The organism is Streptomyces sp. NPDC050610 (assembly GCF_040654875.1).
Taxonomy (GTDB): domain Bacteria; phylum Actinomycetota; class Actinomycetes; order Streptomycetales; family Streptomycetaceae; genus Streptomyces.
Window position 1 is genome coordinate 178991 of the sequence record NZ_JBFAIV010000011.1, and the last position, 22043, is coordinate 201033.

Annotated in this window: 23 protein-coding genes; 14 read left to right on the forward strand and 9 right to left on the reverse strand. The window is 72.7% G+C overall.

The window, feature by feature from the left end; genetic code table 11:
- The first annotated feature begins 80 nt into the window (after positions 1 to 80).
- Positions 81 to 809, forward strand: a complete 729-nt coding sequence (locus tag AB0I22_RS16555; protein ID WP_363131473.1) for a lysophospholipid acyltransferase family protein — start codon at positions 81 to 83, stop codon at positions 807 to 809.
- A gap of 128 nt (positions 810 to 937) precedes the next feature.
- Here AB0I22_RS16555 and AB0I22_RS16560 read toward each other — a convergent pair whose 3' ends face one another.
- Genes AB0I22_RS16560 through AB0I22_RS16570 form a run of 3 tightly spaced genes read right to left on the reverse strand, consistent with a single transcriptional unit; the run spans position 938 to position 4205 of the window.
- Positions 938 to 2035, reverse strand: a complete 1098-nt coding sequence (locus AB0I22_RS16560) for a low specificity L-threonine aldolase (RefSeq protein ID WP_363131474.1) — start codon at positions 2033 to 2035, stop codon at positions 938 to 940.
- Positions 2014 to 2772, reverse strand: coding sequence for an SDR family NAD(P)-dependent oxidoreductase (locus AB0I22_RS16565; RefSeq protein ID WP_363131475.1), 759 nt, complete (start codon positions 2770 to 2772; stop codon positions 2014 to 2016). Before AB0I22_RS16565 ends, AB0I22_RS16560 begins: the two co-directional genes overlap by 22 nt.
- Positions 2773 to 2807: 35 nt before the next feature.
- Positions 2808 to 4205, reverse strand: coding sequence for a DUF6421 family protein (locus AB0I22_RS16570; RefSeq protein WP_363131476.1), 1398 nt, complete (start codon positions 4203 to 4205; stop codon positions 2808 to 2810).
- Between the two features lie 436 nt (positions 4206 to 4641).
- Here AB0I22_RS16570 and AB0I22_RS16575 point away from each other — a divergent pair, with 436 nt between their 5' ends.
- The 4 genes from AB0I22_RS16575 to AB0I22_RS16590 all read left to right on the forward strand — a co-directional run bounded on the left by AB0I22_RS16575 (position 4642) and on the right by AB0I22_RS16590 (position 8117).
- Positions 4642 to 5325 carry a glycerophosphodiester phosphodiesterase family protein gene (locus tag AB0I22_RS16575; RefSeq protein ID WP_363131524.1) on the forward strand — a complete coding sequence of 228 codons (684 nt, stop codon included), beginning with the start codon at positions 4642 to 4644 and terminating at the stop codon, positions 5323 to 5325.
- 160 nt (positions 5326 to 5485) lie between these two features.
- Positions 5486 to 6364 carry an ABC transporter substrate-binding protein gene (locus AB0I22_RS16580; RefSeq protein ID WP_363131478.1) on the forward strand — a complete coding sequence of 293 codons (879 nt, stop codon included), beginning with the start codon at positions 5486 to 5488 and terminating at the stop codon, positions 6362 to 6364.
- Positions 6365 to 6426: 62 nt separating this feature from the next.
- Positions 6427 to 7266, forward strand: coding sequence for an amino acid ABC transporter permease (locus tag AB0I22_RS16585; RefSeq protein WP_363131525.1), 840 nt, complete (start codon positions 6427 to 6429; stop codon positions 7264 to 7266).
- Positions 7263 to 8117, forward strand: coding sequence for an amino acid ABC transporter ATP-binding protein (locus tag AB0I22_RS16590; RefSeq protein ID WP_363131479.1), 855 nt, complete (start codon positions 7263 to 7265; stop codon positions 8115 to 8117). Before AB0I22_RS16585 ends, AB0I22_RS16590 begins: the two co-directional genes overlap by 4 nt.
- Before the next feature lie 59 nt (positions 8118 to 8176).
- On the opposite strand, the gene AB0I22_RS16595 is transcribed toward AB0I22_RS16590, so the two are convergent.
- Positions 8177 to 8743, reverse strand: coding sequence for a GNAT family N-acetyltransferase (locus AB0I22_RS16595; protein WP_363131480.1), 567 nt, complete (start codon positions 8741 to 8743; stop codon positions 8177 to 8179).
- A gap of 74 nt (positions 8744 to 8817) precedes the next feature.
- On the opposite strand from AB0I22_RS16595, the gene AB0I22_RS16600 reads away from it, so the two are divergent.
- From AB0I22_RS16600 to AB0I22_RS16625, 6 genes are all read left to right on the forward strand, one after another.
- Positions 8818 to 9204: a VOC family protein gene (locus AB0I22_RS16600; protein ID WP_363131481.1), complete on the forward strand. Its 387-nt coding sequence runs from the start codon at positions 8818 to 8820 to the stop codon at positions 9202 to 9204.
- Positions 9205 to 9483: 279 nt separating this feature from the next.
- A complete protein-coding gene (locus tag AB0I22_RS16605; protein WP_363131482.1) occupies positions 9484 to 10053 on the forward strand; it encodes a WHG domain-containing protein in 570 nt (189 codons plus the stop codon).
- Between the two features lie 104 nt (positions 10054 to 10157).
- Positions 10158 to 11360 (forward strand): GDSL-type esterase/lipase family protein, encoded by a 1203-nt coding sequence (locus AB0I22_RS16610; RefSeq protein WP_363131483.1) that lies wholly within the window; start codon positions 10158 to 10160, stop codon positions 11358 to 11360.
- Positions 11361 to 11549: 189 nt separating this feature from the next.
- A complete protein-coding gene (locus tag AB0I22_RS16615; protein WP_363131484.1) occupies positions 11550 to 12113 on the forward strand; it encodes a DUF5134 domain-containing protein in 564 nt (187 codons plus the stop codon).
- A 138-nt stretch (positions 12114 to 12251) separates the two neighbouring features.
- Entirely contained in the window at positions 12252 to 13190 is a 939-nt protein-coding gene (locus tag AB0I22_RS16620; RefSeq protein ID WP_363131485.1) for a M56 family metallopeptidase, read from the forward strand.
- Between the two features lie 230 nt (positions 13191 to 13420).
- A complete protein-coding gene (locus AB0I22_RS16625) occupies positions 13421 to 14137 on the forward strand; it encodes a phosphatase PAP2 family protein (protein ID WP_363131486.1) in 717 nt (238 codons plus the stop codon).
- Positions 14138 to 14548: 411 nt separating this feature from the next.
- Here the strand turns inward: AB0I22_RS16625 and AB0I22_RS16630 are convergent, their stop codons facing one another.
- On the reverse strand, positions 14549 to 15148 hold the full coding sequence (locus AB0I22_RS16630) for a TetR family transcriptional regulator (protein ID WP_363131487.1): 600 nt from the start codon (positions 15146 to 15148) through the stop codon (positions 14549 to 14551).
- A 72-nt stretch (positions 15149 to 15220) separates the two neighbouring features.
- Between AB0I22_RS16630 and AB0I22_RS16635 the strand changes: the two genes are divergently transcribed.
- Both AB0I22_RS16635 and AB0I22_RS16640 read left to right on the forward strand, forming a co-directional pair.
- Positions 15221 to 16072: a class I SAM-dependent methyltransferase gene (locus tag AB0I22_RS16635; protein WP_363131488.1), complete on the forward strand. Its 852-nt coding sequence runs from the start codon at positions 15221 to 15223 to the stop codon at positions 16070 to 16072.
- Positions 16073 to 16157: 85 nt separating this feature from the next.
- Positions 16158 to 16550 (forward strand): tetratricopeptide repeat protein, encoded by a 393-nt coding sequence (locus AB0I22_RS16640; RefSeq protein ID WP_363131489.1) that lies wholly within the window; start codon positions 16158 to 16160, stop codon positions 16548 to 16550.
- Between the two features lie 132 nt (positions 16551 to 16682).
- Here AB0I22_RS16640 and AB0I22_RS16645 read toward each other — a convergent pair whose 3' ends face one another.
- From AB0I22_RS16645 to AB0I22_RS16660, 4 genes are all read right to left on the reverse strand, one after another.
- Positions 16683 to 17336: a helix-turn-helix domain-containing protein gene (locus AB0I22_RS16645; protein WP_363131490.1), complete on the reverse strand. Its 654-nt coding sequence runs from the start codon at positions 17334 to 17336 to the stop codon at positions 16683 to 16685.
- Positions 17337 to 17543: 207 nt separating this feature from the next.
- Positions 17544 to 18239 carry an HAD-IA family hydrolase gene (locus tag AB0I22_RS16650; protein ID WP_363131491.1) on the reverse strand — a complete coding sequence of 232 codons (696 nt, stop codon included), beginning with the start codon at positions 18237 to 18239 and terminating at the stop codon, positions 17544 to 17546.
- A gap of 194 nt (positions 18240 to 18433) precedes the next feature.
- On the reverse strand, positions 18434 to 19735 hold the full coding sequence (locus tag AB0I22_RS16655) for an ATP-grasp domain-containing protein (protein ID WP_363131492.1): 1302 nt from the start codon (positions 19733 to 19735) through the stop codon (positions 18434 to 18436).
- Positions 19736 to 19889: 154 nt separating this feature from the next.
- Positions 19890 to 20762, reverse strand: coding sequence for a GNAT family N-acetyltransferase (locus AB0I22_RS16660; protein ID WP_363131493.1), 873 nt, complete (start codon positions 20760 to 20762; stop codon positions 19890 to 19892).
- 581 nt (positions 20763 to 21343) lie between these two features.
- On the opposite strand from AB0I22_RS16660, the gene AB0I22_RS16665 reads away from it, so the two are divergent.
- Positions 21344 to 22036: an alpha/beta fold hydrolase gene (locus tag AB0I22_RS16665; protein ID WP_363131494.1), complete on the forward strand. Its 693-nt coding sequence runs from the start codon at positions 21344 to 21346 to the stop codon at positions 22034 to 22036.
- The last annotated feature ends 7 nt before the right edge of the window (positions 22037 to 22043 follow it).

The window sequence follows — 22043 nt, forward strand, 5'->3', positions numbered from 1 at the left end:
GATCTGCCGAAAGCCGAGAACCTACGGCCGCGTAACTTCCGTCGGGAGAACCCTCCCGAGGAACAGAAGGGTCCCCCGATATGGCAGAGCTCGTCTATCCCCCGGTGATCGGTACGGCCCGCACCATGTTCAAAGTGCTCGATCTGCGCTTCGACGCCCAGGGCACGGAGAACGTCCCACAGCGCGGCGGGGCGGTCCTGGTGAGCAACCACATCGGCTACCTCGACTTCGTCTTCTGCGGAATGGCGGCCCGGCCCGCCAAGCGGCTGGTGCGGTTCATGGCCAAGGAGTCGGTGTTCCGGCACAAGATCTCGGGCCCGCTGATGCGCGCGATGAAGCACATCCCGGTGGACCGGGCGGCCGGCATGGACGCGTACAAGCACGCGCTCAAGGCGCTGCGGTCGGGCGAGATCATCGGAGTCTTCCCGGAGGCGACGATCTCCCAGTCGTTCACGCTGAAGAACTTCAAGTCCGGCGCGGCGCGGCTGGCGCAGGAGGCCGGGGTGCCGCTGCTGCCGATGGCGCTGTGGGGCACGCAGCGGCTGTGGACCAAGGGGCACAAGCGCGACTTCGGCCGCCACCACATCCCGATCGCGATGCGGGTGGGCGAGCCGATGGCCGCCGACCCGGCCGAGCACGCGGACACCATCACCGAGCGGCTGCGGGCGCGGGTGCAGGAGCTGCTGGAGGCCGCGCAGCGCGCCTATCCCGTACGTCCCAAGGGGCCCGACGACACCTGGTGGGTGCCCGCGCACCTCGGCGGCAGCGCGCCGACGCCGGCGGAGGCCAAGGCCCTCGACCGGCGCTGACGGGCGGCTCGCGGCGGGTCGCCACGACCCGCCGCGAGGTGCGCACCTCGCCATGAGACGCAGCAGTGCGCCCGGCCCCGAGCCTTCCGGCTCGTGCGGTCGGGCGCACTGTCATACGGGCGCGGGCGCTACCGCTGGGCCATCTCCTCCGCGACGGCCGCGGTGAAGGCGTCCACGTCGGCCTCGGTGGTGTCGAAGGCGCACATCCAGCGGACCAGCCCGGTGGCCTCGTCCCAGTCGTAGAAGCGGTACCGCTTGCGGAGCCGCTCCGTCACGTCGCGCGGCAGCCGGGCGAAGACGCTGTTGGCCTGCACCGGGTGCACCACCTCGACGCCGTCCACGGCCCGTACGCCGCGCGCCAGGCGGGTCGCCATCGCGTTGGCGTGCGAGGCGCCGCGCAGCCACAGGTCGCCGGAGAGCAGCGCCTCGAACTGCGCCGAGACGAACCGCATCTTGGAGGCGAGCTGCATGGACAGCTTGCGCAGGTGCTTCATGGCCCGTACGGCGTCGGGGTTGAGCACGACGACGCACTCGCCGAACAGCAGTCCGTTCTTGGTGCCGCCGAAGGAGAGGATGTCGACTCCGGCGTCGGTGGTGAACGCGCTCAGGGGGACGCCGAGGGTCGCCGCCGCGTTGGCGAGGCGGGAGCCGTCGACGTGCACCGTCATGCCGTGCTGGTGCGCGTGGTCGCAGATCGCCCGGATCTCCTCGGGCGTGTAGCAGGTGCCGCACTCCGTGGTCTGGGTGATCGAGACGACCTGGGGCATGGCCCGGTGCTCGTCGTCCCAGCCGAACGCCTCGCGGTCGATGAGCTCGGGCGTGAGCTTGCCGTCCTCGGCGGGGACGGTCAGCAGCTTGAGCCCGCCCACCCGCTCGGGCGCGCCGCACTCGTCGACGTTGATGTGCGCGCCGTCGGCGCATATCACCGCGCCCCAGCGCTCGGTGACGGCTTGCAGGGAGACGACGTTGGCACCGGTCCCGTTGAACACCGGAAACGTTTCAGCACGCGGCCCGAAGTGGGCGCGGAAGACGTCCTGGAGGTGTTCGGTGTAGACGTCCTCGCCGTAGGCGATCTGGTGACCGCCGTTGGCGAGGGCGAGCGCCGCCAGGATCTCCGGGTGCGCGCCGGCGTAGTTGTCGCTGGCGAAACCGCGCAGCTCGGGATCGTGACGGCGGACGGCGTCAGTGGCCGCCGGGGCCTCGGTCACGGTTCGGGGGTCAGCCACAAGCGGGTTCCGTTCACTTCGGTGGCGGGGCGCTCCCAGACGCCGACGACGGCCTCGGCCAGGTCCTTGACGTCCGTGAAGCCCGCGAATTTCGCGTTCGGGCGCTCGGCGCGCATCTGGTCGTGCACGAGTGCCTTGATCACCAGGATGGCAGCCGCGGCCGACGGGCCGTTCTCGCCCCCCGCCTTTCGGAAGGCGTCGCCGAGCGCGAGGGTCCACGCCTCGGCGGCGGCCTTGGAGGCGGCGTAGGCGGCGTTCCCCGCGGTGGGCTTGGACGCGCCGGCCGCGCTGATCAGCAGGTACCGTCCGTTGCCGGCCCGCTTGAGGGCGGCTTCGAAGGCGAGCGAGGTGTGCTGCACGGTGCGGACCAGCAGCTTCTCCAGCTTCGCCCAGTCCGCGAGGTCCGTCTCGGCGAAGCTGGCGGAGCCGCGCCAGCCGCCCACCAGGTGCACCAGGCCGTCGACGCGGCCGAACTCCTTCTCCGTGCGGTCCGCCCAGGCGCGGGTCGCGTCGAGGTCCAGCAGGTCCACGGTGTCGCCGGTGACGGTGGCCCCGCCGTGCGCGTACCGGGCGGCGTCCACGGCCTCGGCGAGGCGCGCGGGGTCCGCGTCGGCGGCGACGACGGTCGCCCCGGACTCGGCGAGGCGCAGCAGCGCGGCGCGGCCGGCCGGGCCCGCGGCCCCGGCCACCGCCACGACCGCGCCGTCCAGCCGGCCGCCGTACGTCGGAGTGCTCATGGTCTTCGCCCCTTCCAGCTGTTCTCCGTGCTCGTTCACGCGGCCACTCGCTCGGCGCTCTCGGCGGTGATGCCCTTGGTGGATGCGATCACCTTGCGCAGCTTCTTCGAGAGGGCTTCATAGAACATGCTGAGCGGGAACTCGTCCGGAAGCACGTCGTCCACGAGCTTGCGCGGCGGCTGGTCGAGGTCGAGGGCGTCGGGGCCCTTGGCCCATACCGAGCCGGGGTGCGGGGCGAGATAGGTCGAGACGAGCCCGTACGCGGCGAACCAGTGGACGAGCTTGGGCCGGTCGATGCCGTCGCGGTAGAGCTGCTCGATCTCGCCGCACAGCTGATTGGTGACCTGCGGTGCGCGGTCCCAGTCGATGTGCAGTGTGTTGTCCGTCCAGCGTACGACGTCGTGCTGGTGCAGGTAGGCGAAGAGCAGCTGGCCGCCGAGCCCGTCGTAGTTGCGCACCCGTTCCCCGGTGACGGGGAAGCGGAACATCCGGTCGAAGAGGACGGCGTACTGCACGTCGCGGCCCTGGCGGTAGCCGTCGGCCTCCAGCTTGACGGCCTCGCGGAAGGCGGTGAGGTCGCAGCGCAGCTCTTCGAGCCCGTACATCCAGAACGGCTGGCGCTGTTTGATCATGAAGGGGTCGAAGGGCAGGTCGCCGTGGCTGTGGGTACGGTCGTGGACCATGTCCCACAAGACGAACGCCTGCTGGCAGCGGTCCTGGTCGCCGACCATCTCCTGGATGTCCGCGGGCAGCTCCAGGCCGAGGGTCTCGACGGCGGACTCGGTGACGCGGCGGAAGCGGGCGGCCTCGCGGTCGCAGAAGATGCCGCCCCAGGAGAAGCGCTCCGGGGCCTGGCGCACGGCGATCGTCTCCGGGAAGAGAACGGCCGAGTTGGTGTCGTAGCCGGCGGTGAAGTCCTCGAAGGTGATGCCGAGGTAGAGCGGGTTGTCGTAGCGGGTGCGCTCCAGCTCGGCGAGCCAGTCCGGCCAGACCAGGCGCAGGACGACCGCTTCGAGGTTGCGGTCGGGGTTCCCGTTCTGGGTGTACATCGGGAACACGACGAGGTGCTGGCGGCCGTCGACGCGCTGGGCGGCGGGCTGGAAGGCCAGCAGCGAGTCGAGGAAGTCCGGCACGGCGAAGCCGTCCGCCGCCCAGCGGCGCAGGTCCGCGACGAGGGCCGTGTGGTAGGCGGCGTCGTGCGGGAGCAGCGGGGCGAGTTGCTCGATGGCCGATACGGCCCGCTCCGCCTGGGCCCGGACCTCTTCGCCCGGCGGTGCGCCTTCCGCCTCGAAGTCGATGGAGCCGTCCTTGGACTGCCAGGGCCGGATCGTCTCCACGGCGTCCTTGAGGGTGGACCAGGCGGGGTGGTCGATCACACGCTCAACGGTCGGTGCACCGGAATCCGCGATCGCGGACGTAAGCGTATCTGTCATGACTGATCCCTCCACTGGAGAACCTGGCGTTAAGACACCGTATCCATGCGTCCTTCGCCCGCTCAAGGGGAGCCGCGATAAATTATCCTGCCGACCCCCCTATCCTACCGCCGTTTTTCCTGCCGACACCGGCTCACAGGCCGGGTTCCGCCACTTCTGGCGCAAGGGCAGGGGTTGCGGTATCCGGCCGAACGTGCCAGGGACCGGGACACCGCCACACCCCCTGGCGTCAGCGGCCGGGGGACTCGCCCACCCACGGGTGACAGGGCCGCTCCGCCGCCAAGGCCACCGCCTCCCGCGCGCCCCGCCGCCGCGTGGCCTCCGGGGCCCAACACCCCCCGCGCACGGGCCCGTCGGCGCACCCGGCGCCGCGAACGGCCCCCGTTAGGCTGCGGCCGTGTCCGCTCCAGCCACCGACGACGGAAACGAGAGAGCTTTGCCTTTCCTCACGATCGGCCACCGCGGGGTGATGGGCGTGGAGCCCGAGAACACCCTCCGCTCCTTCCTCCGCGCGGACCGTGCGGGCCTGGACGCCATCGAGCTGGACCTGCACCTGAGCAAGGACGGCGCGCTCGTCGTGATGCACGACGCGGACGTCGACCGCACGACCGACGGCGCGGGCCCTATCGCCGACTTCACCCTCGACGAGCTGCGCGAGCTGGACGCGGGGCGCGGCGAGCGCGTCCCCGTCTTCGAGGAGGTCCTCGACGCCGTACGGGCCCCGGTCCAGGCGGAGATCAAGGACGCGGCGGCGGCCCGCGCCCTCGCCGAGGTGCTGCGGCGGCGCGACCTGACCGGCCGCGTCGAGGTGATCTCCTTCCACGACGCGGCGCTCGCGGAGATCGCGGAACTGCTGCCGGGCGTGCGGACCGGGCTGGTGGCCCAGCACTACGGCCTCGACGTGATCGAGCGGGCGAAGGCCGTGGGCGCGGGCACCCTCGTACTCGACATCCGCAGGCTCACTCTGGAGCTCGTAGAGCTCGCGCACGCCGCCGGGCTCAGGGCCATCGGCTGGGTCGTCAACACCCCCGAGCACCTCAAGCTCGCGCGCGGCCTCGGCCTGGACGGCGGCACGACCGACTTCCCGGAGATCAAGAACGCGGCGCGCTTCACCGCGTAGGCCCGCGGTCCATGCGGCGCCGCTCACAGCGGCATAGCCCCCTTGCCGCCGAACTGCCATAGCCGCAGCGGGATTTCATGAACTCGTAAGAATCTTCCGCTATTCGGACGGTTGCCGGAATGATCTGGACAGACCCCGGCCGGCCTGCGAGTCTCCCGCCATGCCCGTCGCCAACCAGCACGTACGACTCGCCGCCACCGCCGCCGTCCTGCTGCTCACGGCGGTGGTCGGCTGCGCCCCGCAGGACGAGGCCGACGCCTCCAAGTCCCCCTCGGTGTCGAAGGAGACCTGTGCGAAAGGGAAGTTGACCACGCAGACGCCCGGCAAGCTGACCGTCGGCACGGACAAGCCCGCCTACGCCCCCTGGTTCCAGGACGACGATCCGGCGAGCGGCAAGGGGTTCGAGTCGGCGGTCGCGTACGCGGTGGCCGACCGGCTGGGGTACGGCCGCTCCGACGTGCTCTGGCAGACGGTGCCCTTCAACAACGCCTTCGCGCCCGGTGCGAAGAAGTTCGACTTCGACCTGAACCAGATCTCCATCAGCGACGAGCGCAGGAACGCCGTCGACTTCTCCTCCGGCTACTACGACGTCCGCCAGACCGTCATCGCCCTCAAGGACTCCCCCGCCGCGAAGGCGAGGACCGTGGCGGACCTGCGCAAGGCCAAGCTGGGCGCGCAGGTCGGCACGACCAGTCTCGACGTCCTCACCGACGTCGTCCGGCCCGACCGGCGGCCGGCCGTGTACCAGAAGAGCGACTTCGCCAAGTCGGCCCTCAAGAACGGCCAGGTCGACGCGATCGTCGTGGACCTGCCGACCGCCTTCTACATCACCTCCAGCGAGGTGACGGACGCCAAGATCGTCGGACAGTTCGAGGACACCGGCGGCAAGGCCGAGCGGTTCGGGCTCGTCCTGGACAAGGGCTCCCGGCTGACCCCGTGCGTCAGCGGCGCCGTGGACGCACTGCGCCGCGACGGCACGCTCGCGAGGATCGAGAAGAAGTGGCTCTCCGAGGCGGTCGACGCGCCGGTGCTCAAGTGAGTACGCGCGAGGCCGCGCCCGTAGAGCCCGGGGAGCCGGAGCCCGGGGAGCCCGGGGCATACGTGCCGTCCGCCCGGCGGATCGAACGCGAGCGGTTCCACCGCGTGCGGGCCCGGCGGGCGACGGCGATCGCGGCCGCCAGCTCGCTGGCGACCGCCGTGGTGCTCTACTTCGTGATCACGGGCTCCCCGGGCTGGCCGCGCACCCGCGAGACGTTCTTCTCCGTCCACTACGCGCGCGAGGCGCTGCCCAAGGTGCTCGACGGGCTCTGGCTCAACGTCCGGCTGCTGGTGGTCTGCGGCGCGTGCGTCCTCGCCCTGGGGCTGCTGCTGGCCGTCGCCCGCACCCTGCGCGGCCCGGTGTTCTTCCCGCTGCGCGCGCTCGCCACCGCCTACACCGACTTCTTCCGCGGGCTGCCGCTGATCATCTGCCTGCTGCTGGTGGTCTTCGGCGTTCCGGCGCTGCGGCTCCAGGGGGTCACCTCCAACCCGGTCCTGCTGGGCGGCGCGGCGCTCACCCTGACGTACTCCGCGTACGTCGCCGAGGTCTTCCGCGCGGGCATCGAGTCCGTGCACCCGAGCCAGCGCGCCGCCGCCCGCTCGCTGGGCCTGTCGGCCGGGCGGACGCTGCGCTACGTGGTGCTGCCGCAGGCCGTACGGCGGGTCGTGCCGCCGCTCCTCAACGACCTGGTGTCGCTCCAGAAGGACACCGGGCTGGTCTCCATCGCGGGGGCGGTGGACGCGGTGTACGCGGCGCAGATCATCACGGGCAAGAGCTTCAACTACACGCCGTATGTGGTCGCGGGGCTGATCTTCGTGGTGCTGACCATCCCCATGACCCGCTTCACGGACTGGATCACGGCGCGCACGGACCGCCGCCGGGCGCAGGGAGGGATCGTATGACCGAGCCGGAACGGGCTCGTACGGCCGGGGCGGACCGTACAGCGGAGGCGTCGGACCGCACGGCAGCGGCGTCGGACCGCACGGCGGAGGCCTCGGACCGCACGGCCGAGCCGGTGCTGCGGCTGGAGGCGGTACGGAAGAGCTTCGGCCGGTCGCTCGTGCTGCGCGACGTGGACCTGGAGGTGCCCTCGCACACCGTGACCGCGCTGATCGGCGCGTCCGGCTCGGGCAAGTCCACGCTGCTGCGCTGCGCGAACCTGCTGGAGCAGATCGACGACGGGGCGATCTTCCTGGACGGCGAGGAGATCACCGACCCGCGCGCCGACCCGGACGCCGTGCGCCGCCGGATCGGCGTGGTCTTCCAGGCGTACAACCTCTTCCCGCACATGACCGTGGAGCAGAACATCACGCTCGCCCCGCGCCGGGTGCACGGCGTCTCCCGCGAGGCGGCGCGGGAGCGGGCCCGCGAGCTGCTGGACCGGCTCGGCCTCGCCGGAAAGGCGGCCGAGTACCCGGACCGGCTCAGCGGCGGCCAGCAGCAGCGCGTCGCGATCGTACGGGCGTTGGCCGGCCGCCCCCGGCTGCTGCTGCTCGACGAGATCACCGCCGCGCTCGATCCGGAGCTGGTGGGCGAGGTGCTCGCCGTCGTGCGCGACCTCAAGGAGGACGGCATGACGATGGTCCTGGCCACCCACGAGATGGGGTTCGCCCGGGAGGTCGCCGACCAGGTGTGCTTCCTGGACGGCGGGGTGGTGCTGGAGCGCGGGACGCCGCGGGAGATCTTCGGCGCGCCGCGCGAGGAACGCACCCGGCGCTTCCTGCGGCGCATCGTGGAGGCGGGCCGGCTGTAGGGCCCCGGCCCGCGGCCCGGCCCAGGCCGCGGGCCGGGTGATCAGGTCAAACAGTCCGGTCAGACCAGCGGCTTGACCAGCAGCTCGAATTCGAGGTCGGCGCGGCGCGGGATGCCGAACCGCTCGTCGCCGTAGGGGAACGGCGTCAGCTGGCCGGTGCGCTCGTACCCCCGGCGCTCGTACCAGGCGATCAGGTCCTCGCGCTGCCGGATCACGGTCATGTGCATCTCGCTCGCGCCCCACTCGGCGCGCGCGAGACGCTCCGCCTCGGCCATGACGGCCTTGCCGAGGCCGCCGCCCTGCTGCGCGGGGCGTACCGCGAACATGCCGAAGTAGACGTGGTCGCCGCGGTGTTCGAGCTGGCAGCAGGCGACGAGCGCCCCGTCGCGTTCGGCCAGCAGGAGCCGGCCGTGCTCCGCGTCCACCACCGCCGCGACGCCCTCGGGGTCGGTGCGCTGCCCGCCGAGCAGGTCCGCTTCCGTGGTCCAGCCGACGCGGCTGGCGTCACCGCGGTACGCCGATTCGATCAGTTCCACGATGGCCGGGACGTCGTCCTTGGTGGCGTTCCGGAAGCCCGGCGCGGCAGCCGGGTCGGCCTCGGCGGTGCGGCTCTGTGCGGCGTCCATGCGGTGGGGGTCCTCTCCGTACGATCTTTCGCGGCGTACGAGCCTAACCCGGAGGCGGTGCGTAGGGTCGCGGCATGGTTCACGTACTCAGCAGCAGGACGCTTCTCCGTCCTACCGACCCGGACCGCTCCCGCGCGTTCTACGGCACGGCGCTGGGCCTGGAGGTCTACCGGGAGTTCGGTACGGGCCCCGAGCGCGGCACGGTCTACTTCCTCGGCGGCGGCTTCCTCGAACTCTCCGGCCGCTCCCCCGAGCCCCCCGCGCCAGGTATGCGGCTCTGGCTCCAGGTGGCGGACGCGACGGCCGCGCACGACGAGCTCGTACGGGCCGGGGTCGAGATCCTGCGGCCGCCCGTGCGGGAGCCCTGGGGCCTCGTGGAGATGTGGGTCCGCGACCCCGACGGCGTGCGGATCGTACTGGTGGAGGTGCCGGCGGACCATCCGCTGCGGTTCCGCACCTGACCCGCGCCGTCCGGCCACCGATTGGGAGGCGTCCCCGTCCGGGGGCGCCTCCGCGCTGTTCAGGACCGCTTCTCGGGCCCGGGCTGCCGGAGCGCCGTCCGGGTCTGGCGGCCCGTTTCCTCCCGGTCGAACCCTTCGTTAGGCCATCCGGGTGAATGGCCGGGGCTTCCGGGAGTGGACTTCGGGGGTGAGCATCAGTGGCCCGACTAAGAGACGCGGAAATTTGCCTAAAACTATTAGGCAAATGCATAGTGGGTTCCGGCGAACGAGAGGACCGAGATGGCACGCATAGGACTGACCGCGGAACGCCTGACCCAGGCTGGAGCGGAACTGGCCGACGAGGTCGGTTTCGACCAGGTGACCGTTTCGGCGCTCGCCCGGCAGTTCGACGTCAAGGTCGCGAGCCTGTACTCGCATCTGAAGAACTCCCAGGACCTCAGGACCAAGATCGCCCTGCTCGCCCTGGAGGAGCTCGCCGACCGGTGCGCCGCCGCCCTGGCCGGCCGGGCCGGCAAGGACGCCCTCACCGCCTTCGCGAACGTCTACCGCGAGTACGCCCGGGAGCACCCCGGCCGCTACGCCGCGGCCCAGCTCAAGCTCGACCACGAGACCGCGATCGCCAGCGCCGGAGTCAGACACGCGCAGATGACGCGGGCGATCCTGCGCGGCTACGACCTGACGGAACCGGACCAGACGCACGCGGTCCGGCTGCTGGGCAGCGTCTTCCACGGCTACGTCAGCCTGGAGACCGCGGGCGGATTCAGCCACAGCGCCCCCGACTCGCAGGAGTCCTGGTCGCGCGTCCTCGACGCCCTCGACGCCCTGCTGCGCAACTGGCCCGCGACGTGAGCCGGGCCCCGTACCGCCCCACGGCCGCCGCCCAGGCGGAGAGCGTGCAGGCGGAGAGCGTGCAGGCCGGACAATCCGCACACCTCGAACGACAGGCTGACACCATGAGCACCGAGCACGACTGGATCACCACCCCCGTCACCGCGGAACTCCTGCGCGGCGCCCTCGACCTGGAGCGCACCGAACACGGGGTGCTGCCGCACCGGCTGCCCGCCTGGGCCCGCGCCCAGAACACGGACGGGCAGCTGGCCATGGCCGAGACCCAGCCCTCGGGCATACGGCTGGTCTTCCGCACCCGGGCCACCGCCGTCGAGCTGGAGACCCGGCCCACCAAACGGGTCTACGTGGGCGTGCCGCCCCGCCCGGACGGCCTGTACGACCTCCTCGTCGACGGCAGCCCGGCCGGCCGGGCGAGCGCGCCGGGCGGCAACACCCTGACCATCGACATGGCGGCCGGGACCGCCGAGCAGCAGCCCGGCCCGTCCGGCACAGTCCGCTTCGACGGCCTGTCCGGCGCCATGAAGGACATCGAGATCTGGCTGCCGCACAACGAGACCACCGAACTCCTCGCGCTGCGCACCGAAGCCCCCGTCGAGGCCGCGCCGGACCACGGCCGACGGGTGTGGCTGCACCACGGCAGCTCGATCAGCCACGGCTCCGACGCCGCGAGCCCCACCACCACCTGGCCCGCGCTGGCCGCCGCACGCGGCGGCGTGGAACTGATCAACCTGGGCTTCGCCGGCGGCGCCATGATCGACCCCTTCACCGCGCGCACGATGCGGGACACCGCCGCCGACCTGATCAGCGTCAAGTTCGGCATCAACGTCGTCAACGCCGACCTGATGCGGCTGCGCGCCTTCGCCCCGGCGGTGCACGGCTTCCTCGACACCCTCCGCGAAGGCCACCCCACCACGCCGCTGCTGGTCGTCTCGCCCATCCTGTGCCCCATCCACGAGGACACCCCGGGCCCCTGCGCCCCGGACTTCGGCGAGGCCGGCGAGGGACGCGTCCGGTTCCGGGCGATGGGCGACCCGGCGGAGCGGGCCGCCGGAAAGCTGACCCTGAACATCATCCGGGACGAACTGGACCGCCTGGTGAAGCAGCGGGCGGCCACCGACGCGAATCTGCACTACCTCGACGGCCGGGACCTCTACGGCGAGGTGGACTACGCCGAACTGCCGCTGCCCGACGAACTCCACCCGGACGCCGCCGCGCACCGCCGCATCGGCGAGCGCTTCGCCGGCCTGGTCTTCGCCCCCGAGGGCCCGTTCGGCGCCGAGGGCCCGTTCGCCGCCGAGCACGCCTGAACGCCCGTTCCCGACCGGGCACTCGTCGACGGAAAGCCGGGCAGGAGCGTCTGACTCCGCTTCGGCGCCGCCCCGCGCGCAGCGATCATGGCCGACGCGCTCCCCTACTGCGCCCGTGCGCCGCTTGCGTACACGCGGTGGCGGGCATCTTCCGGGCATCCGTGATGAGTGTCCCCAAGGAGGTGCGCCGTGCATGGACCACCGCTGGTCGGCTGGCTGTTGGTGACGCTGTGCGCGCTGACGGGCGCGTACTGCCTGCTGCGGATACGGGGCGCGGCCGAGCGGAATCGGGCCACGGGCGGGGACGCGCTGATGGGGCTGGGCATGGCGGTGATGGCGGTGCCGCCGGCGGTGCTCGACCTGCGGCCGTGGGGACCGCCGCTGTTCGGCGTGGTCTTCGGCGCGGCGGGGCTACGGGCGCTGCTGCTGTCGCGGGGCACGACCGCCCAGGCGCACCATCTGCACCACGCCGTGGGCGCGTTCGCGATGGTCTATATGGCGCTGTCGATGACGGGCGGCACGGCGGGCGGGCACGCGGGCCACACGGGCGGGCACGTACCGGCGGGCACGCCGCTGCTGACGGGGCTGCTGATGGTGTACTTCGCGGTCTACGTCGTCCGGGCCATGGCGCATCTGGTGCCGGCGGTGGCCATCGCCGCCGGCGAGCTGCCGATGCCGGGCCGGGCCGAACTGACCAACGCGTGCAGGCTGTCGATGGGCATCGGCATGCTCGCGATGCTGCTCACGCTCTGAGCCGCTCCCGCTCCCGTCGCCCGCCGCGCGCCTCGGCCGCCGGGCCGTCCATGGCGCCCGAGTGCACCCGAGTGGCATACGTCACTTCCCACGCGGGACCGTACCCCGGCGCAGTCCCGCACTCATAGGCTGACGGCCATGATGGTCCCGCTCGCACTGCTGGTCCTCGGCGGGCTGGTCGCGGCGATGGCGCCGCGCGTGCTGACCCGTTCCGACTGGCCCGATCGCGAACCCGTGCTGGCCCTGTGGGTATGGCAGTGCGTGGTGGTGGCCGTGCTGCTCTGCTGCGCCCTCGCGATGGCGCTGAGCGCCGCGTCGGCGTGGGATGCCGTGCGCGGCAACGTCTTCGCGCCCGCACCGCGCGGCGTGATGGAGGCTTACGCGCTCACGGCGTACGGGCCGTGGGCCGCGCCGGTGGCCGTCGCCCTCGCCTGCGGCGCCGTATGGACGGCCGCGATGCTGACGCGCGAGATCCGCGGCGCGCGCGCCCGCCGCAAGCAGCGCCGCGCCGAGTTGCTCGTACGCTCCCCGCTGCTCCCCGGCGAGGAGGCCGGAGCGGACCGCCTGGTCGTCCTGGAGGGCCACCGGCCGGACGCGTGGTGGCTGCCGGGCGGCGCCTCGGCCCAGTTGGTGATCACGACGGCGGCGCTGCGACGGCTCAAGGGGGCGCAGCTGGACGCGGTCCTCGCGCACGAACAGGGCCACGCGCGCGCCCGCCACGACTGGCTGCTGCACTGCTCGTCGGCGCTGGCATCCGGTTTTCCGCAGGTGCCGGTGTTCGCCGGGTTCCGCGACCAGGTGCACCGGCTGGTCGAGTTGGCGGCCGACGACGTCGCCTCGCGGCGCTTCGGGCGGCTGACGATCGCGCTCGCGCTGGTCCAACTCAACGAGGACCGGGGCGTGTTCGGGCCCTGTCCGAGCCAAGTGGCCCAGGTTCCGCAGCGCGTTCACCGGCTGCTGTCGGCCGCGCCGCGACTCACGGCGGGGCGGCGGCTGCGGCTGACGGCCGCGGCGGCGCTGGTTCCCGTCGTGCCGCTGCTGGTCGCGTTCGTGCCGGGGCTGAGCGCGCTGCGCTAGCGGACGGACTGGATGGACCGGATGGATCGGATGGACCGAACAGATCGATCCGGAGACCGGTACGGACGGCGGCGGCAGCGGACGGGTCCGGGGATCGGAACGTACGGCGGCGGACACGGCGGCAGCGGGCGGCCCCGCGGGCGGCGGAACGTACGGCGATAACGGGCGGCCCGTAGACGGCGAAACACATCACGATAGCGGGCGAGCGCGGGATCGGCGACGATCTGCGCATGCCGATTCCGCTCCCGCCGCCGCCATCCGCCGCGCGCGCCACGCCTCTGGATTCTCCGCGAGCCCGGTGCGCGGTCCGCTGCCTGTGGGCGAGCGCACTGCTCGCCGCCGCGTCCGCCGCGCTCCTGGTACTGGTCGCGGTGGAGTGGGGGCCGCTGATGTCGGCGGACCGGCGGGTGGCCGAGGGGCTGCACCACGTGGCCGTCACGCATCCCGGCCTCACGCGGACCGGACGGGTGCTGACCGACTGGGTGTGGTCGCCGACCGCGATGAGAGCGGCGCTGGTAGCGGTGGCGGCCTGGCTCGTATGGCGGCGGGAGCTGCCGCTCGCGCTCTGGGCGGCGGGCACAGCGGTCGTGGGAACGGCCCTCCAGCAGGGGCTGAAGGCGGCGGTGGGGCGGGAGCGCCCGCACTGGCCCGACCCGGTGGACTCGGCGCGGTACTCCGCGTTCCCTTCCGGGCACGCGTTGACGGCGATGGTGGTGTGCGGGCTGCTGGTGTGGCTGCTGGTGCTGCACGGCGCGCGGAAGGCGTGGGTCCGGGCCGCCGCGGTCGTAGCGACGGTGTCCGTCGTCGGGGTGGGCTTCACCAGGGTGTACCTGGGCGTGCACTGGCTCTCGGACGTGGCCGGCGGCACGCTGCTGGGGGCGGCGCTGCTGATGGGGTCGGCGGGGGCGTACGGACACGGGCGGTGGAGACAGAGCGGTCGCCGCTGAGGGCGGGGTCGGTGCAGCAGGGCGGGGCGTACGGGCCCGGGCCGCCCTTGTCCGGCGGGGCGGCGGTGCGGTTCGCGCTGATACCGCTCACCCCCGGAGCGCCGAAAGGGGCGACTGAGCGGCGCGGCATGTTCGCGCTGACAGTTCCGGAACATCGCTGCCCCGGCACGGCGGTACGCGAGACCGCGGGGCGGCCGGCACTGACTAACCCGGCGGGGCGGCTGCGCGTGTTCGCGCCGAGGGGCCGGAGCGTCGCCGGGCCCGGTAGGACGGCAGGCGCCGCGACCGCCGGCAGGGCTCTGGGGCAGCGCCGCTCAAAGCACCGACGAGATCGGCGGCGTGCGGTCGCCGCTGACCCTGGGGCGTACGGGCCCGGGTCGCCGTCAAGCCGGCAGGCGGCGCCCGGCCCGCTCACCCTTGAGACGTACGTTCCGCTCCCACGATCATGGCCGCGACGGCCTTGTGGACGGTTCCGGTCTCCGGCGGTGTGCCCTTGCGGTCGGCGAAGAGCATGTGGCCGGTGCCGATCAGCATGGGGGCGAGGGTGTCGATGTCGGCGTCCGCCGCGATGCGGCCGAGTTCGCGTTCGGCGGTGAGGTATGAGGCGATCATGACCGTGGCCTCGTTCAGTACCGGAATTCCGGTCGGCGTGGTCCGGCGGAGCCGGGCGCGCAGGTCGTCCCTGGAGATGACCAGGCCGACGATCGCCACGGCGACCGACTCGAACAGGTCCGTCAGCGCCCCGGTGAGGTTGTCCGCGACGGTCCCGGCTCCCGCGCGGCCGCGCAGGTCGGCGGCTTGGCCGTCGATCCGGGCGACGCGGTCCAGCACGAGGTCGGCGAGGAACGCGTCGAAGTCGGCGAAATGCCGATGCAGCACGCCCTTGGCGCAGCCGGCCTCGGTGGTGACCGCCCGGCTGGTCAGCGCGCTCGGTCCGTCCCGGAGCAGGACGCGCTCGGCGGCGACGAACAACTGCTCGCGCGCGTCGTGGATGGCTACGCCGGTCGGCACCGTGGATCTCCTCCTCGCCTCGTTCGCCCGCCCGCGTTGACGAGTGGGCGGGCGCCCACTCATAGTGGGCACATGCCCACCATACCTCCGGGGCAGTCGCCCCGCCCTGCCCCCGAGCCCCATCAGCACCGCAGGATGGCGGAGTCGTTCGGCGTGGACGCCGAGCGCTACGACCGGGCCCGGCCCCGCTACCCCCGAGCACTGATCGACCGGATCGCCGCGACCCGCTCAGGCCCGGACGCCAGCCCCGGCCGCGCACCCGGCGTTCTCGATGTCGGCTGCGGTACCGGCATCGCGGCCCAGCAGTTCGAGGCGGCCGGATGCGGGGTCCTGGGCGTCGACGCCGACGCGCGGATGGCCGAACTCGCCCGGCGGCGCGGACTCCCGGTCGAGGTCTCGACGTTCGAAGCCTGGGACCCGGCCGGGCGGACGTTCGACGCGGTCGTCGCCGCGCAGGCGTGGCACTGGGTGGACCCGGTCGCGGGCGCGGCCAAGGCGGCGCGGGCGCTGCGGCCGGGCGGCCGGCTCGCCGTGTTCTGGAACGCGGGTCAACTGCCGCCCGGGCTCATGGAAGCCGTCGCCGACGTCTACGACCGCGTACTGCCCGACTCGCTCGCGGCCCGCCAATGGACGGCCTCGGCCGTCGACGGCTACACGGCGCTGTGCGACAAGGCGGCCGACGGGATGCGGGAGGCGGGCGCGTACGGCGTTCCGGAGAGATGGCGATTCGACTGGGAGTGGACCTACGCACGCGACGAGTGGCTGGACCTGCTGTCCACCACCGGTGTCCACACCACGCTCCCGCCCGCGCAACTGGAGGAGGTGCTGTCGGGCGTCGGAGCCGCCGTCGACGCGGCGGGAGGCGGCTTCACCATGCGCTACGCCACGGTGGCCTCCACCGCGATACGGACCGGCAGCGCGTGAGCCGCGCTCCACGCCTCCCTCCCCCGCGCCCCGCCGGAAATAGTTCAAGCTTCATTCATGTTGGCGGGGAGGAGAGGAGCGACCCATGACGCAGTTCCCGAACTTCACCCCGGCCACCCCCTTCCCCCTCGCCGAGGAGTACGAGCGCGCCCACCTCTACATCGAGGCCAAGGACTACGCCGAAGCCGCCCGCATCCTGACGCCCGTAGTCGACCAGGAGCCGGACCACCTCGCGGCCCGGATGCTGCTCGCCCGCGCGTACTTCCACTCGGCGCAGCTGGGCCGGGCCGAGTCGGAACTGCGGCGCGTTCTGGAGCGCGATCCCGCCGAGGCGTACGCGCACCTGATGCTCGGCCGCACGCTGGAGCGGGCCGGCCGGGCGGCCGAGGCGGTGCCGCATCTGCGGCTCGCCGCCGCCATGAACGGCGAGGAGGCCCCGGCGCCGCGCCGCGTCCTGCACACCGTCGCCACGGACTGAAACCGGCCGGACTGGACCGGACTGAACCACATAGGACCGGACCAGATTGGACTGGGGTCGGATCGGACTGGACCGGCAGCAGACACGGGGGAACCGGGACCGAACGGCCCGCCCGGCCCCGGTTCCCCCGCGCTACCCCTGCCCGTTCACCTGCGGCGGCCCGGTGCCCGGCGGCGCGAGGTTCGGCGGAGTGTCGGCCGGCGGAACGCCGAGCGTCCACTCCAGTTCGTACCGCTGGAAGAGTTCGGCCCGCAGCCGGGACGTGGGCATCGGCGCCCCCGGGAGCAGCACCGCCACCACCGCGCCCATCAGCAGCGCGCGCAGCAGCCGGTAGTCGGTGTCCGGGTCGGGCGAACCGTAGCTCACCACCGTGTCGCGCAGCAGCGTCGCGAGCCGCTGCTGCTCCGGGCACTGGATGAAACCTTCCGCCTGGAGGATGCCGGCCATGTGCGTACGCATGAGCAGCGGCCGGTCCCGGGCGAGGCCCAGGACGGCGTCGATGGCCCGCGCGAGGAGTTCCCGTCCGTCGTCGGTCCGCGGCTCCCGCTCCAGTCCGGCCGCCAGTTCCAGGTGCATCAGCCGGTGCACGGCGGACTGCAGGAGCTGCCGCTTGCCGGGGAAGTAGTACGACACCAGACCCCGCGCGGCCCCCGCCCGGTCGGCGATGTGCGCGAGCGTGGTCGCCTCGTACCCGCGTTCGCCGACGAGTTCGACCGTCGCCTGCAAGAGACGTTCACGGGAACGGCGGCGTAACTCCTCATTGACCGACGCGCTGCGCGGGGACATGCTGTAACTCCTGCGTTGACTGGCTCCGAGCCAATATACTCAGAGGGTATCCGGACGTCTGCCCTCCTGAGCAGGCGCAGTCCGGTATCTCCGCCTATTTCGGGCGACGCGGGGGATCGCCCGAAATAGGCGGTTTTTTCTTGCGCGTTTTCCTCCGCCGACGGCTCTGACTGCGACCGAGTCGCCCCCGCACCCGGGCCAGGGCACTCATCCGACGAGATCGAGCACGGAACGGAGCGCGTCCGGCCGTTCCGCCGGGGGCACTTTGTCGACCAGGTGCACCGCGCAGCCGATCGCACCCGCCCCCGCGTCGGCGCGCCGATCGTCGCCGACCATGAGCGTGTCGCCGGGCGCGAGTCCGAGGGCGTCGCAGGCCACGTGGAAGAGCCGCGGCCGGGGTTTCTGCACGCCGTGCTCGTACGAGAGGACGTACGCGTCGACGTCGCCGTCCAGGCCGTGGGCGCGGAAGACCGGGCGCAGGTCCCAGCCGATGTTGCTGACCACGGCGGTACGGACGCCCCGGCGCCGCAGCTCGCCCAGCACGTCGGCGGCGTCCGGATACGGGCGCCAGGCGGCCGGCTCCATGTGCCGCGCGTACAGCGCCTCGTACAACTCGGGCCGCGGCAACGGCACTTGACGCGCCAGTCCCACATACGCGGCGCGGTGCAGTTCCGCGCTCTCGTCGCGCCGGGCCCACGCCTCGGCCAGGTGCGCGGGAACGGCGCGGGGAGCCGTGCCGCCGGGCAGTGCACCCGCCCCGTCCAGCAGCCGCACGAGCCGTGCGAACTCCCCCTCGTCGACGTGGGTTTCGGTATCGCTCAGGGCGGCACGGAGCCAGGACTGTGTGGGCTCGGCGTGAAAGAGGGTGCCGGAGAAGTCGAACAGGACGCCTTTGACAGTCATGCCGCCCAGTCTCCCCCGCCCGGCCGCGGCGACGGCGCGCAGGACGCGCCGGTCGGCTCCGAGTGTCCCCGCCCGGCGGTTCACTCGGCCGGCCGGGGAATCCAGGGCGATTTCAGCGGTGTGCGGAGGGCGAGAGCGTGCGGGAGAACTCGTCGGCGGTGGCACCGGGTCCACCGCCGTCGCAGGCGCTGCCGTCAGCCGGCCGCGGGCTCGTCGGGGCCGTGGAAGGTGAACAGGCCCGGTGCGGTCAGCCGGTCGAAGCAGTCGAGCAGCTGTTCCGGCCGGTCGGTCACGGCGATGGCGGCGGTCAGGTAGTTGGTGCTGCCCCGCTCCGGGGAGAGGCGGGCGCCGACCGCGTGCGGCAGGACGACCTCACGGACGCCGGGGATCGCGAGCACCTCGGAGGCCGAGGGCACGCGTGACAGGACGACGGGGCGGTCGGGCGGCTGCGGTATCAGCCGGCCCGCGTAGCGGTGCGGTTCGGGGGCGGTGGGCAGGGACCCGCCCGTCGCGACGGCCGCGGTGGCCGCCACATAGTCGTAACCGGCGCTGTGGTGCAGCATCTCGACCGCCCCGCCGCCTATCCGGCAGTTCACCTCGATCACCATCGGGCCCTCGGCGGTGAGCTTGAACTCGGTGTGGACCGCGGAGTCGGTGAGGCCGAGGGCTTCGACGGCGGCCGTCGCGCACGCTTCGATCTCGCGGACGCGCTCCGGCGGCAGCACCGACGGGAGCATGCCGCCGTTCTCGCGGAAGGGCGGCGACAGCGGGAACTTGTCGGTCACCGCGAGGTGCGTGGCCGTACCGCGCCGCACGATGGACTCGACGCTGACGTGGTCGCCGTACCGCGCGTCCGGGTACCACTCCGAGCCGATCAGCCGCTGTTCCAGGATGAACAGGGGATGTGCGCCGCCGCGCGGGTCGTTCACGAACGCGTGGCACGCCTGCGCCCAGATCTCGTCCAGATCGTCGTCCGCGCCCACCGCGTGGGTGGCCATGCTGCCGGCCCCGACGACGGGCTTCAGCACTGCGGGCAGCCCGACCGTATTCCGGGCCTCGTGGAACTCCTCCGCCGTGCGCACCTCGGCGAACCGGGGTACGGGCACGCCCGCCGCCCGGAGCGCGGCCCGCTGCCGCGTCTTGTTGCGCAGCGCGGGCAGCGACTCGTGCGGATTGCCCGGCAGGCCCAGTTCCGCGGCGGCGGTGTGCGCCTCGACCACCGGGATCTCGCTGAACGCCACGATGCCGTCCGCCGAGTGGCGTTTCGCGTACTCCACCGTGTAGTCGGTGAGGTCGGCGCCGGCGGGCACGCTGACGTTCGCGCACCACGCGTCGAAGGTACGCGCGCGCCATTCGTCGGCGGCGGGGTTCGGGCCGGGACGCCAGAGGACGTGGACGTCGTAGTCGGGGCAGAGCCTGGACAAGTACCAGTCCGGCGTGGGGCCGCCGGGGCCGTCGATGATTACGAGGGTCGGGTCGGACATCGGGTCAGACATGGTGGGGGGCTCTCATCAGTCGAATCGGGAAGCGGGAACTGGAGGACTGGAGCTGGGGGTAGGAAAGGCGGAAACGTGGCGGGGTGCGGCCAGAGCTTGTGCGGGTGGGGGGCTCTGGCCGGGCCGGCCGGGGGTGACCGCTCTCGGCCGGACCTCAGGGGCCGGCGGGGAGTCTCAGATCGACGCTGTCGCCGAGCTGCCGGAATCCGATGCTCTCGAACATCCGGCTGGACCGGACGTTGCCGGCGGTCACCGACGCGCCCAGCTCGGACAGCCCGTACTCGGCCGCCGCGGTGAGCGCGTACCGCAGCAGCGCGGAGCCCAGACCGCGCCCGCGCGGCGTGGGGTCTCTGAAGATCTGGGTGATCCAGGGCCGCTCCAACGCGTGGACTGCCAGCACCGCGACGGGGCCCCGGTCGTCCACGGCCACGGCGCTGAAGGGCAGCGTCGGCCCCAGCAGTTCGCCGCGCCACAGGCTGGTGAGGGTCGCGAGTCCGTCGTCCGCGCGCTCGTAGCGCGCCCGGTCGGGGTGGCCGGCGGCGTACGCGGCCAGCCACAGTTCCCGCAGGCTGTCCGCCGGTATCTCGGCGGCGGGGCGGAGGCGGAGCGGGGCAGGGAGCGCGGGCTGCGCCCATCGAGGGTCGGGAGGGCGTACGGACAGGTCCCAGCCGTAGCGGTGGGCCCGCCGCTGGACTTCGGCCCCGGACTCGGCCAGCGGGGCGGCCACGCTGTCGTCGGTGACCACCAGCCAGCCGGGCAGTTCTCGCAGCAGCAGGGCGGAGGCTTCCGCGGGCGACCCGGACTCGGCTCGTACCGAGGTGGCGCGGGGGCGGCCCCGCCACTGTCCGGCGCGGAAGCTGACGCGCGTCGATCCGCACGCGGACCGCAGTGACGTACGGGCTTCCTGGTCCGGTGACGTATGGGCCTCGCGGTCCGATGGTGTACGGGCCTCGTGGACCGATGGCGTACGGGCCCCCTGGCCCGGTGATGTACGGCCCTGGCCCTCCTGGTCCGGTGAACCGTTCACCGCCTCCGTTCCGTCATGCCGCTGCCCTCCGCGATCGAGGTCCTGCTCCACGCCGCTCCCTGACTCCGTGTTCCGTGCGGAGGCTGCCGAACCCGCTGTTCGGCGGGGGTTCGGGCAGGCCCGCGCTCAGCATCACATTCACAGGCCACACACTTCAAACGATCTTGGAAAACCAGAAATCCGAGGCCGGATCGTGTGGTCTGGGCACCAGGAAGCCGACGGAGGGCGGTAGTTCGGGTGATGTCAGGAGACGTCGGGAGACGCTGGGAGAAGCCGACCGACAGCCGCGATTCGGGACGTACGCCATGGGCGAACAGCCGCGTTTCGGGACGTACCCTGCCGCTGCGAACCTTGTTGAGATCCGAGCCGTCGGCCGGAGGCCGTGGTTCCGGGCGCGCGCCATTGGCCGAAAGGCCGTGGTTCGACGGGCCGAGGCAGGACGGACCGCGGCCGGAGAGGCCGGAGAGGCCGGGACGCAACGGCCGCGGTTCGAGAGGTGCGCACCCGCCATCGGACAGCCGCGGTTCGGCCGATGGTGAACGGCGTCCCTCCGGACGCCCCCGGCCGCCTACGCTCCGGCCATGGCTGATCATCACGCGGTCGACGTGGGCGGTATCCGGCTGGCCTACCAGGTGACCGGGCCGCCGGACGCCCCGCCGCTCGTCCTGCTGCACGCGCTCGGCGAGAACTCCGACGACTGGGCGGCGGTGACGCCCGCCCTCGCCCGCGGCCGACGCGTGTACGCCCTCGATCTGCGCGGTCACGGCCGAAGCGACCGGCCGGGCGCGTACTCGCTCGAACTCATGCGGACCGACGTGGTCCGGTTCCTGGACGCGCTGGGGCTCGACCGCATCGACCTGATCGGGCACTCCATGGGCGGGGCCGTGGCCTATCTGCTCGCGGCCGACGTCCCGCGGCGTGTGAACCGGCTCGTCCTGGAGGACGTTCCGCTGCCGCTCCCCCGGAAACCGACCGCCCCGACCAGGCCGGAGGGCGACCTGACCTTCGACTGGGAGGTGGTGCCCGCCATCAGACGGCAGATCGACACACCCGATCCCGAGTGGCTGGAGCGGCTCGGCCGGATCACCGCCGAATCCCTGGTGGTGGGCGGCGGGCCCGCCAGCCATGTGCCCCAGAGCGGCGTCGCCGAACTGGCCCGGCGGCTTCCCGGCGGCCGCCTGGTCACCATCCCGGTCGGTCATCTGGTCCACCACGCGGCCCCGGAGGAGTTCACGAAGGCGGTTTCGGACTTCCTGCTGCCGGAAAACGGCTGAGCGTTCC